At 60.2% G+C, this 10381-nt stretch carries 12 protein-coding genes; 7 read left to right on the forward strand and 5 right to left on the reverse strand.

All coding sequences use genetic code 11. The features are described 5' to 3' along the window. Positions 1–32: 32 nt before the first annotated feature. The 4 genes from RHIBR816_RS0116055 to RHIBR816_RS0116070 are packed head-to-tail and all read right to left on the reverse strand — an operon-like array spanning position 33 to position 2966. Positions 33–683, reverse strand: a complete 651-nt coding sequence (locus tag RHIBR816_RS0116055) for an amino acid ABC transporter permease (RefSeq protein ID WP_018237591.1) — start codon at positions 681–683, stop codon at positions 33–35. A gap of 9 nt (positions 684–692) precedes the next feature. Next, positions 693–1361 carry an amino acid ABC transporter permease gene (locus RHIBR816_RS0116060; RefSeq protein ID WP_018237592.1) on the reverse strand — a complete coding sequence of 223 codons (669 nt, stop codon included), beginning with the start codon at positions 1359–1361 and terminating at the stop codon, positions 693–695. A 46-nt stretch (positions 1362–1407) separates the two neighbouring features. After that, the gene (locus RHIBR816_RS0116065; protein ID WP_018237593.1) at positions 1408–2229 is read right to left on the reverse strand and encodes a sugar phosphate isomerase/epimerase; all 822 of its coding nucleotides are present in this window, start codon (positions 2227–2229) and stop codon (positions 1408–1410) included. Next, positions 2229–2966 (reverse strand): GntR family transcriptional regulator, encoded by a 738-nt coding sequence (locus RHIBR816_RS0116070; protein ID WP_018237594.1) that lies wholly within the window; start codon positions 2964–2966, stop codon positions 2229–2231. The genes RHIBR816_RS0116065 and RHIBR816_RS0116070 overlap by 1 nt, the downstream gene beginning before the upstream one ends. Before the next feature lie 256 nt (positions 2967–3222). Between RHIBR816_RS0116070 and RHIBR816_RS0116075 the strand changes: the two genes are divergently transcribed. From RHIBR816_RS0116075 to RHIBR816_RS0116090, 4 genes are read left to right on the forward strand one after another with little or no spacing between them, the layout of a single operon-like run. Further along, complete coding sequence (locus tag RHIBR816_RS0116075; RefSeq protein ID WP_018237595.1) at positions 3223–4116, forward strand: intradiol ring-cleavage dioxygenase; 894 nt, start codon at positions 3223–3225, stop codon at positions 4114–4116. 25 nt (positions 4117–4141) lie between these two features. Then, positions 4142–4924 (forward strand): fumarylacetoacetate hydrolase family protein, encoded by a 783-nt coding sequence (locus RHIBR816_RS0116080; RefSeq protein ID WP_018237596.1) that lies wholly within the window; start codon positions 4142–4144, stop codon positions 4922–4924. Between the two features lie 8 nt (positions 4925–4932). Continuing rightward, positions 4933–5724, forward strand: a complete 792-nt coding sequence (gene hpaI / locus RHIBR816_RS0116085) for a 4-hydroxy-2-oxoheptanedioate aldolase (RefSeq protein WP_018237597.1) — start codon at positions 4933–4935, stop codon at positions 5722–5724. Next, positions 5711–6394 (forward strand): transporter substrate-binding domain-containing protein, encoded by a 684-nt coding sequence (locus RHIBR816_RS0116090; RefSeq protein WP_018237598.1) that lies wholly within the window; start codon positions 5711–5713, stop codon positions 6392–6394. The genes hpaI and RHIBR816_RS0116090 overlap by 14 nt, the downstream gene beginning before the upstream one ends. Before the next feature lie 422 nt (positions 6395–6816). On the opposite strand, the gene RHIBR816_RS0116095 is transcribed toward RHIBR816_RS0116090, so the two are convergent. Continuing rightward, complete coding sequence (locus RHIBR816_RS0116095; RefSeq protein WP_018237600.1) at positions 6817–7614, reverse strand: NAD(P)H-dependent oxidoreductase; 798 nt, start codon at positions 7612–7614, stop codon at positions 6817–6819. Positions 7615–7708: 94 nt separating this feature from the next. On the opposite strand from RHIBR816_RS0116095, the gene RHIBR816_RS0116100 reads away from it, so the two are divergent. The 3 genes from RHIBR816_RS0116100 to RHIBR816_RS34235 form a co-directional block, all read left to right on the forward strand. After that, positions 7709–8623 (forward strand): LysR family transcriptional regulator, encoded by a 915-nt coding sequence (locus RHIBR816_RS0116100; RefSeq protein WP_026187059.1) that lies wholly within the window; start codon positions 7709–7711, stop codon positions 8621–8623. A 474-nt stretch (positions 8624–9097) separates the two neighbouring features. Continuing rightward, a complete protein-coding gene (locus RHIBR816_RS0116105) occupies positions 9098–9985 on the forward strand; it encodes a site-specific integrase (protein ID WP_026187060.1) in 888 nt (295 codons plus the stop codon). Between the two features lie 10 nt (positions 9986–9995). Further along, positions 9996–10381: transposase zinc-binding domain-containing protein (locus RHIBR816_RS34235; RefSeq protein WP_034815373.1), on the forward strand; the 386-nt coding region annotated here is incomplete at its 3' end.

The raw sequence follows: 10381 nt of genomic DNA on the forward strand, positions 1-10381 counted from the left end.
CCTCCTCAAGAGTTTTGCTTCGAGCGAAGCGGTTAGCGGGCGGCTTTCGCCATCCGTTTTTCGAGGCCACTTCCGGCATGGGAGAGGGGCCAGCAAATGATGAAGTAGATTGCGGCGACGATCCCGAATACGAGCAGCGGCCGGTAGGTCTGGTTTGAAATGATCTGGCCGGCACGCGTCAGTTCGATGAAGCCGACGATTGCTGCGAGCGACGTGCCCTTGATGAGCTGAACAAGGAAGCCGATCGTGGCCGGCAGCGAGATTTTCAGGGCCTGCGGCAGGATGACGTCTTTCATCCGCGAGACGTAATGCAGGCCCAGGGCGTTGGCGGCTTCCGTCTGGCCCTTCGGCACAGCCTCGATGGAGCCGCGCCAGATCTCGCCCAGGAAAGCACTGGCATGGAGCGTGAAGGCGATTGCGACCGCGATCCCGGCGTTGACTTCGACGCCCAACAGCGCAACGCCGTAATAGACAACGAAGAGCTGCATCAGAAGGGGCGTGCCCTGGAAGACGCCGATATAGCCTGCGGTGATCGTCCGGGCGACCTTCTTCTTAGAGGTGCGCAGCAGCGCGATCAGGATTCCGAATATCCCCCCACCGATGAAGCCCACGATCGCGAGCAGCACGGTCCACTTCAAACCCTGCATCAAAAAGAAGAATTCATTTTCGCCGATGGGACCCATGGCTGCCTCCTATCGCGTCGGGTAGTTGAAGTAGTGGCGAGAAATGAGGGCAAAAAGGCCCATCATCAGCGTCGAGATAACCAGATAGATAGCGGTCACCGTGAAATAGACTTCGAAGCTGCGGAAGGTGTCAGACTCAATGCGCTGAGCGGCCGAGGTCAGTTCGTAGGCGGCGATTGACGTGCAGACAGAGGTTGTCAGTGTCAGCATGATGAACTGGCTTGTGAGCGAGGGATAAATCGCCCGCAGCGCCGGCTTGAGCACGATGAGCCGGAAGACGTCCGCCTTGTGCAGTCCAAGTGCGAAACCTGCCTCGATCTGGCCGCGCGACACGCTCTCGACCCCGCCTCGGATGATCTCGATTGCGTACGCCCCACCATTGATGCCGAGGGCAATGATCGCCGTAACGGTCGGATTGAGGCGGATGCCCATGAGAGGAAGGGCAAAATATATGAAGAAGATCTGCACCAGGAATGGCGTATTACGCACGACCTCGACGAACACGATCACCGGAGTGCTCGCAATTCTGCTCTTGGAGGTCCTGGCAACGACGCCCAGGATTCCGATGACGAGTGCGAGAAGCATCCCGGCCAGCGAAAGGGCGAGCGTCCCAAACGAAGCCCATAGCAATTCCGGGGCGCGGTCGAGGACCGCACCGAAATCAAACGTATACGTCATGTATGACTTCCTCCTCCCGACCGGCTCGCGCCGCGTCGGCGCCGGATCAATGATCCGGTCTCAGTAGTCCCACTGCGCTGTCATGCAGATGCTTCAGATGTGCCCGCGGGTCTACCGACCCGACGAGCGGCACTTCAACCGAGATAGCGGCGCTATGCTTGGCTGCGGTCCAAAGCTCCATCAACGGCAGTTCGCCTTCGCCGGGAGCGAGCCTGCCACTTCTCGCCTCGGCGATCATTGCGTCCGATGATTTGGGAGCAGGCCCGCGGACGTCGCAAAGCTGGACGTGTTTTACCTTCCCTGCATTTGCGCGCAGCTCGTCGATCGAGGCGCCGTTTCGGAAGAAGTGAATCCCGTCAACAAGGATACCGGCGTTCTTTGCTCCACAGGAATTCACGACCGCTACGCTGTCGCGAAAGGTTTTTACCGTCCGCCAGCCCATGTTTTCGATGTCGACTGACATGCCATATCGCGCCGCGAGGGCGCAAAACGCAGACAGGTTTGCGGCAAGACGGCCGCCGTCTCGATCATCGCCGCAAACACTCAGCCGGCGCGCCCCTATGTTCGCAGCGGCTGCCACGGTCGCCTCATGGGAGGCCGCAACGAAGCTCTCGTCGATCACGAAGAACTCGATATCGAACACCTTGATGCCTTCGCCATCGGCAATTGTCTTGAACTCCTGGGCACTCTGGCTGGCCACCGGCAACTCGTAGAAAGGGGCTCCGGGAAAAGCGGGATGCAGACGCAGACCTATCGACGCAAAACCCGCCCGAGCAGCCATCACGGCGAATTCCTTGGGCGGCAGCGCGATGGATGAAAAATGCGCCACGCCCAGTTCAAGGCTCGGCCCTGGCGTCGCGACGGTCATCACGAGATCCCCTTTGTCGCGAGGTGATCGCGCAGATTGGTTCCCGTGCGGTGGATATGCTGACGCAACATATCGCACGAGTAGTCCATATCCCGCGCGACGGCTCCCTGAGCAATCTCACTGTGCTCCTGGCTGACGTTGCGGTCACCCGACGTGCGGGTCAGAAACACCCGGCGATAACGGTCGTTGAGATTAAGAAGCAATCTGCAGAAATGGAGCAGGATCGGCTTCCCGCAGCCAGATATAAGTGTCAGATGAAATTCGCGGTGGAGCTCTTCCCAGCGCTCCAGTGTCTCTGGCCGAGCCGCGTCGCGCTCGGTGCGGTTAAGGCGATGCAGCGCGCGCATGACGTTGCCCTCCCACTCCACATCGCCGAGCCGCATGGACTCGCGAAGCGCAAAGACTTCAAATTCTTCGCGCAGGGTGGTGATCTCTTCCAGATTGGCCAAGGAAATTGCTGAAACGCGGTAGCCGCGATTGTCCTCGAACTCCACTAGACCGTCCGATATCAGCCGCGCCAACCCTTCACGCAGCGGACTGAGGCTTACGTTGAACGTCTTGCGCGCCTTTTCGAGATTGATCTTACTGCCGGCCTGAAGCTCGCCGGAAATGATCGCCTCACGAAGACGGGATGCAAGCTGGCTCCCAATTGTGTTTTTGCCGTCGTCAAGAAAGCCAGAAGACGATGGAGCATCTTCTGTCGTCGGAGCAAATGCGCCGTCGTCATCCGGTACCATTGTTCCTCCTAACGCTCCCCCGCGGTAATTGTCGATGATCGATACAATAACCGATTATTTATGTCAACTTGAGAGCACTGAAATCTGCGAAAAATTGGAGCATAGCTCCCTTCTCGACTAATAAAATATAATAACATCAATCATTTGCGCGCAAAGAGATCCCGTTTCTTTTGGCTAATTGGCACCGCGAGGATGCACGGAAGCCTTGACAGATAATCGATTATTTGGATAGTCGGGAAATCGGGAGGTAGCCCACATGGTGATCAAAACGGAAAGCGATCTGACGCCAGCCGTCCTCGCTGTGATGAATCGCACTGAAGACCCCCGCCTGCGAGAAATCCTCGTGGCGATGGTCAAGCATCTTCATGCCTTCGTGCGCGAGGTTCGACTGACGGAGGTCGAGTTTCGGGAGGCGACAGCCATACTGAATGAGATCGGGAAGCTGCATACTGATTACCACAACGAGTTTGTGCTGATGGCCGGTTCTCTTGGCGTATCTTCACTTGTCTGCCTGCTGAACAATGGCGACAAAGGACAGACTGAGACCTCCCAGTCGTTGTTGGGCCCATTCTGGCGCCTCAACTCTCCGCGAGTCGAAAATGGCGGGTCGATTATCCGATCCGAGACGCCGGGCACTCCCTTGTTCGTGCATGCCAAGGTCGTTGACCGCGACGGTAGGCCAATTGCCGGCGCCGAAGTGGATGTGTGGCATGCATCTCCCGTCGGTCTTTATGAAAACCAGGACCCGGACCAGGCCGAGATGAACTTGCGCGGCAAATTCATGACCGACAAGCAAGGTCGGTTCTGGTTCAGGACCGTCAAGATGGTCGGCTATCCGATACCGGTCGATGGCGTGGTCGGAAGCCTGCTGAAAGCTCAGGGACGCCATCCGTACCGACCAGCGCACCTGCACGCACTGATCTTCAAGCACGGATACAAGACGCTGATTTCCCAGGTCTTCGATCCCAGCGACCCGAACATCGACTCCGATGTTCAGTTCGGTGTCACGGCAGCGCTGACCGGCGACTTCATTCGTCATGAGGAGCCCCATCCGACCGAAGCGGATATTCCTGGTCCGTGGTTCTCGCTCGACTACACCTATGTCATGGAGCCCGGCGAAGCCGTTTTGCCGCGTCCCCCGATCAAATAAAATCACGATCAGCAGAGCAAACGATATGATCACCGAAGAAGAACGCCGGGCCGCAGCAGACGCGCTGCTCAAAGCTGAAATCGAGCGCAAGCCGATCATACAGCCTAGTGAGACCTACCCGAACCTCGAACTCGAGGACGCCTACCGAATTCAGGCTTTGTGGGCGGAGGCGAGGGTCGCCAAGGGCGCACGGATCGTCGGGCATAAGATTGGCCTGACGTCACGCGCAATGCAGATGGCTTCGAAGATGACGGAGCCGGACTACGGCTGCATTCTCGACGACGCGCTTTACAACGACGGAGCGCAGATCAGGGCTGACTTGTTTATCAAGCCGCGCCTCGAGGTCGAGCTGGCCTTTGTTATGGGCGAGGATCTCGTCGGGCCCGGCACCAGGATCTATGACGTCATGCGTGCGACCGAGTTCGTTGTCCCGGCGCTCGAGATTATCGACTACCGGACCGAGGTCCCTCGAGCGATCACCGATACCATTGCGGACAACGCGGCTTTCGGCGCCCTCGTCGTTGGCGGCCGTATAATTCGCCCGATGGACATTGATATCCGTTGGGTCGGAGCGACTCTTTCCAAGAACGGCATCATCGAGGAGTCGGGCGTGTCGGCGGCGATCATGGGACATCCGGCAGCCGGCATCGCGTGGCTGGTCAACAAACTTCATGCTGTGGGCGGTGGCCTGAAGAAGGGACAAATAGTCCTGGCCGGCTCCTTCACGCGTCCTGTCGACATCGCGAAAGGTGATGTCATTCAGGCCGACTATGGCCCTGTTGGCTCCATCGGCGTGTCGTTCGTGTGAGGTGCTAGATGGAACATCCTGTCAATCGGTTCAAGCGGAAGCTCCTTGCTGGTCAAAGTCAGATCGGCTTGTGGTGTGGCTTGCCGGGAAACTACGCCGCGGAAATCGTCGCGCCCTCAGGTTTCGATTGGCTCCTGTTCGACACGGAACATTCGCCGGGTGACGTTCTGACCGTCCTGCCACAATTGCAAGCGGTCGCACCATACGACGTTTCCCCAGTCGTCCGCCCGGCCATCAATGACCCCGTTCTCATCAAACGTTTCCTGGATATTGGCGTCCAGACACTGCTCATTCCCTACGTTCAGAACGCGGAAGAGGCGAAAGCCGCAGTCGCGGCGGTGCGATATCCTCCGGATGGAATTCGTGGTGTTTCTGCCCTGACGCGCGCCACTCGTTTCGGCCGAGTTGCGAACTATGCGCAAAATGCGGAACGGGAAATCTGCCTGTTGCTGCAAGTTGAGACGTGTGAAGCGCTTGGCAACCTGGAGTCGATTGCCTCGGTAGAGGGGGTGGATGGGGTATTCGTTGGACCGGCAGACCTGGCAGCGAGTTTCGGACACAGGGGCCAACCGGGCCACCCGGAGGTGGTCGATGCAATTGTCGACGCGATTGAACGCCTGAAAGCGTTGGGCAAGCCTGCGGGCATTCTTACCCCGGATGAGACGTTCGCGGCACGGTGCCTCTCGCTGGGAACGCTGTTTACTGCCGTTGGTGTCGATGTCGCTGTTCTGGCAAGGGGATCGGAAGCACTCGCCGCACGATTTGCATCTCAGGGAGCGTACCGCGATGCCGGAACGTGATGAACTCCTCACTGAAATCGCACCGACGGGGGTCATCAGAGCGGCGGTCAACATGTCGAATGCCGCACTGGTCCAACTTGATCCAGTGACAGGCGTTCTAACAGGGCCGAGCGCGCAGATCGCGATCGCACTTGCAGCAGAACTCGACTGCAGTTTGTCGCTGGTTCAATACGGATCGGCCGCTGACATTCTTGCGGCTGCCGAAGGCAACGAGTGGGACGTTGCGTTCATTGCTTCCGATCCATCACGTGCCGACAGCTTCTCCTTCTCGCCCCCCTATACCACGGTGACCGCCAGCTTTCTGGTGTCAGACAGTAGCCCGCTAGGCAGCGTGGAGCATGTTGACGTCGAAGGGGTGCGCATTGCCGCCGCCAGAACCGCTGCATATACAAAGCAGCTTGAGCGACAGGTTAGAAATGCAATTGTCCTCCATGCCGAAAATCCCGCCTCCGCCCTGGACATGCTTGTATCCTCCCGGTGCGATGCGGCTGCGGGCTTGACCGAGTCTCTGTCACGTTTCTGCGAAGAGAATCCAGGTTTCCGCATTGTTGATGGGACATTCTCGAAAGTGCCTCAGGCGATCGCTGTGCATCGGAGGTGCGTTCACGCCGCAACCTTCGTGTCGGACTTCATCCGACAGCATTGCAGTGCGGATAAGCCGGGCAACTGAAGCAGTTGGCGGGACATGCGAGGGAGCCAGGTCGAGAGGACGCGACACGTTAATCCCCGAATAGTCAGGTGGAATCCTCTTCCCTCTCAAGCGTTCGGCGTCCGAGGACCCTGCTCGGCCACAAGAAGCTGGAGAGCACTGTGCAGTACCTCGGAATAGAGGTGGACGACGCCTTAGCCATTTCTGAGCAATTGGAGCTGTAGCATTCAAGGGCGGCGCTTCGATACGAAGCGCCGCCTGCTGCCCTGCTGAGGCGAAAGATCGACCCGTTGAAGACATCCGACATTGAGCAAGCTGTGGCACAAGCTCATGCGAAGGGCAGTTCGTTCCAGAGGGGGGGTGTGCGGCCTGGACGCGGGATTCTCAGGAGTGGGCGGTGAGGCTCCCTCCCGCGTCCGGCTCCTGCTGAAATCGTCGAAGGCTCAATAGGCACCGCTCTCATTGTTCACATGAAGCGCGAAGCCGGTCGCCTCCCGATCGCCCAGCTCGGCGCGGAGCTGCATGCTTGGGATCAGATAGTCGCCGGCATTCTGCTGGCGGTAGGGGATGGGCCGGGTCGCAAACAGCGTCCGCATCCTCTTGCGCAGGCGTTCTGCGACAGGCTCGAAGCAGCTCTCAGCGAAACGATCGACTCTGTAGGCGACGAACGCTGGAAGGACGTCATAGCCCGGATAGTAGAGGATGCCATGATTGATCGGAAACAGCAGGTCATCGATTGGCCCGTTGACACCACGGGCGGCATAGTGCTCCTCCCAGCCGCCGGCGGTCACGATCAACATCGCGCGTTTGCCCGCCAGCGTGCCCTCACCGTAGCGGTCGCCCCATCGCCTGTCGCTGTGCTCCCCAACCCCATAGGCAAAACCGTAGGCGAACACACGGTCGACCCAACCTTTGAGGATCGCCGGCATGGTGAACCACCACAGGGGAAACTGGAGGATCAGGGCATCAGCCCAAAGAAGCTTCTCGATCTCGGCCCTAACGTCCTCAGTCAGGGTGCCGGTCTCGAAGGCCTTTTTGGAGGCGGCAACCGGAACGAAGCGCTCGTCCCGTGCCAACGAGGGAAAGTCGGCGCGGTCGACATGCGACTTCCAGCCATCGGCATAGAGGTCCGATACCTGCACCTCGTGGCCTTGAGCCTTCAATTCCAGTACGGCAACGTCACGGAGCGCGCCGTTCAGGGAGCGCGGTTCGGGATGTGCATAGACAAGCAGAATTTTCATGGGTCAGCGATCCTCGGTTGGAAACTGACCCTTCAACTAGCCAAGGCAGCGATGATCCACTAGATGTAGGCAATGCATAAGAATATGCCGCAAAATGGATAAATCTGACGTCACACTTGAGCGCATGCGCACGTTTATCCGCGTCGCCGAGCGTGGCAGTCTGTCCGGGGTCGCCCGCGAACTCGGGGTCGGACAGTCAACAGTCTCGCGACACCTGCGGGAACTAGAGGACGCCGTCGGGGTGGCTTTGCTGAGCAGGACCACTCGGCGCCTCACGCTGACGGACGAAGGCAGTCGCTACTACGCCAACAGCGTCCAGATTCTGCGCCTCGTGGAGCAGGCGGGCAACGAGGCGCGCGGGGCGCGCGGCTCGCCCTCCGGCACTATTCGGATCTCCTGCACGGCGGCCTTCGGGGTCTTGCACGCCACCCGGCTGCTCTTCGCCTTCCAGGACCTCTACCCCGACATCGGCATCGAACTCGGCTTGACCGACGAACGCATCGATCTCGTCCGGGAGGGAGTGGATATCGCGCTGCGCCTGGGCCCGCTCACTGACAGTTCCATGAAGCTCAGGCCACTCGGCCAGTCGCAGCGCCTGCTGGTGGCTGCGCCGGACTATCTCGCGGCGCGCGGTAGGCCGACCGTCCCGCGGGACCTCTCCGGCCATGAGGGCATCCGGATGACGAATGTGGCGACAAGCGACACGCTTATCCTGCAGGGGCCGGACGGAGAACGCCATGCGGTGCCCTTCGGCGGGCGTTTCCGCGTCGATCACGGGCTTGCCGCACGGGAGGCTCTCGCCGCCGGACGCGGCATCGCACCCGCGCATCGCTGGCTAGTCGATGATCTCCTGGGCGAAGGCCGGCTCGAGGCGGTTCTGCCCGGCTATTCGCTGCCATCCGTGCCACTGAGCATGCTGATCGTACCCGAGCGCGCGGGCATTTCCCGAGTCAGGCTGCTGGTTCATTTCCTCGCCGGGAGAATAGCCGGCATGCCGGGGATCGATTAGTCGGCCCCGAAACCCTATCAGAGTAGCTGTCAACTCTGTGCATTTCTGTCGAGAGCGGACAGCTCTCCATCCATTTTGACTGTAAGCATGCAATATGAACCGATCGGCCGATAATGCGGCCGTTGCTGTGATCCTTCGACAGCAATGACCGCTCCCTTGTGCAAATCAGACGTAAGCCGAGCAGGTGCCGAACTTCTGGCTTCCTGAAGGTTTTTCGATGCGGGCCGCAGCGCGACGTTTGCCGCTGGCGTTGGGCGGCCCGCGTTGACAAACCTTGGAAGGAGGAAGCCGCGGAGGCTGGGACCCGACTGCGACGTGGGCCGGAACCGGAACGATCGACCCTTGGACGAAGCCGCTCGCGCGGCACTGGCGCCCGTGGTGAGGGTGCAGGAATGATCTGAACGGCGTGCATTTGCAGGTGTGCGGTCCTGGCTGACGATTGAGGTGTTCTCAATCTTCAGACAGGAGGTTGCCATGACGGAGGAGAGGACGACCCCGCTGCGCGAGCGGATGATCGAAGACATGCGCATCCGTGGGATGGGCGACAAAGCTCAGCAGGCGCATATCCGAGCCATCAAGGATTTCGCCGGGTTTCTGAAGCGATCACCGGACACCGCCACAGCCGATGACCTGCGCGCCTACCAACTGCACATGACCAATGCGGGCATCCCCCCGCCGACCTTCAACGCCCGCATCGTGGCGCTGCGGTTCTTTTTCGCCACCACCTGCGGCCGCGAGGAGATGAAGCGGCATATGCAGTTCCGTCGGCAGCCGCAGACGTTGCCCGTGGTCTTGAGCATCGAGGAGGTCTCCGACCTGCTGATGGCGGCTCCAGGGCCGGGCCTGAAGTATCGGGCGGCACTCAGCATCTCCTATGGCGCCGGACTGCGCGCCTCCGAGGTCTGCAACCTGAAGATCAGCGACATCGACAGCGACCGGATGCTGATCCATGTCGAACAGGGCAAGGGGCAGAAGGACCGCAAGGTGATGCTGTCGCCCGGGCTGCTCAAGCTGTTGCGCGACTATTGGCGCGAGGCGCGACCACAGGGGTGGCTGTTCCCGGGCAAACCGAAGATCAACCCGATCTCGCCGCGGCAGCTCAATCGCGCCTTTACCGCCGCCAAAACCATGGCCGGTATCGGCAAGCCCGCGACGCTGCACAGCCTGCGGCACAGCTTTGCCACCCACCTCTTGGAAGCGAACACCGATGTCAGGGTCATCCAGGTCCTTCTCGGCCATGCCAGGTTGGTGACCACCGCCCGCTATACCCATGTCGCCACCAAGACGATCCGCGACACCGTCAGCCCGTTCGAGACCCTGCAGACGCTGCAGGACCAAACGCTCCGACGCGGACTGGAGTAGCGCCGGTGCGGTGATCCGGCCGAGACTGGAGATCGGCGACATCTTCCGTGCCTATGGCCCGGCGTGGCGGCGGGCCAATGCCGGGCATGTCAGCCTCACCCAGCTCAAGGTCATGGCGGCCATCGAAGCCTGCCGAACCGAGGCGCTCGGCGGGCATGTGGCGGCCTGTGCCAAATGCGGCCACAGCCACATCGCCTATAATTCCTGCAAAAACCGACACTGCCCCAAGTGCCAGGGGCCTGCCGCGCGGGACTGGATGGCCGCCCGCGCCGAAGACCTGCTGCCGGTCGAGTATTTCCACGTGGTTTTCACCCTGCCGGCCGAGATCGCCCAAATCGCCTACTGGAACAAGAAGGCTGTCTATGACCTGCTGTTTCGGGCATCGGCGGAGACGTT

It is taken from the genome of Ensifer sp. BR816 (assembly GCF_000378985.1).
Lineage (GTDB): Bacteria > Pseudomonadota > Alphaproteobacteria > Rhizobiales > Rhizobiaceae > Sinorhizobium.

What these genes read in the sequence shown, in the direction of transcription:
- RHIBR816_RS0116055 (WP_018237591.1), bottom strand. Translation starts at nt 683, where the DNA reads ATGGGTCCCATCGGCGAAAATGAATTCTTCTTTTTGATGCAGGGTTTG.
- RHIBR816_RS0116060 (WP_018237592.1), bottom strand. Translation starts at nt 1,361, where the DNA reads ATGACGTATACGTTTGATTTCGGTGCGGTCCTCGACCGCGCCCCGGAA.
- RHIBR816_RS0116065 (WP_018237593.1), bottom strand. Translation starts at nt 2,229, where the DNA reads ATGACCGTCGCGACGCCAGGGCCGAGCCTTGAACTGGGCGTGGCGCAT.
- RHIBR816_RS0116070 (WP_018237594.1), bottom strand. Translation starts at nt 2,966, where the DNA reads ATGGTACCGGATGACGACGGCGCATTTGCTCCGACGACAGAAGATGCT.
- RHIBR816_RS0116075 (WP_018237595.1), top strand. Translation starts at nt 3,223, where the DNA reads ATGGTGATCAAAACGGAAAGCGATCTGACGCCAGCCGTCCTCGCTGTG.
- RHIBR816_RS0116080 (WP_018237596.1), top strand. Translation starts at nt 4,142, where the DNA reads ATGATCACCGAAGAAGAACGCCGGGCCGCAGCAGACGCGCTGCTCAAA.
- hpaI (WP_018237597.1), top strand. Translation starts at nt 4,933, where the DNA reads ATGGAACATCCTGTCAATCGGTTCAAGCGGAAGCTCCTTGCTGGTCAA.
- RHIBR816_RS0116090 (WP_018237598.1), top strand. Translation starts at nt 5,711, where the DNA reads ATGCCGGAACGTGATGAACTCCTCACTGAAATCGCACCGACGGGGGTC.
- RHIBR816_RS0116095 (WP_018237600.1), bottom strand. Translation starts at nt 7,614, where the DNA reads ATGAAAATTCTGCTTGTCTATGCACATCCCGAACCGCGCTCCCTGAAC.
- RHIBR816_RS0116100 (WP_026187059.1), top strand. Translation starts at nt 7,709, where the DNA reads ATGGATAAATCTGACGTCACACTTGAGCGCATGCGCACGTTTATCCGC.
- RHIBR816_RS0116105 (WP_026187060.1), top strand. Translation starts at nt 9,098, where the DNA reads ATGACGGAGGAGAGGACGACCCCGCTGCGCGAGCGGATGATCGAAGAC.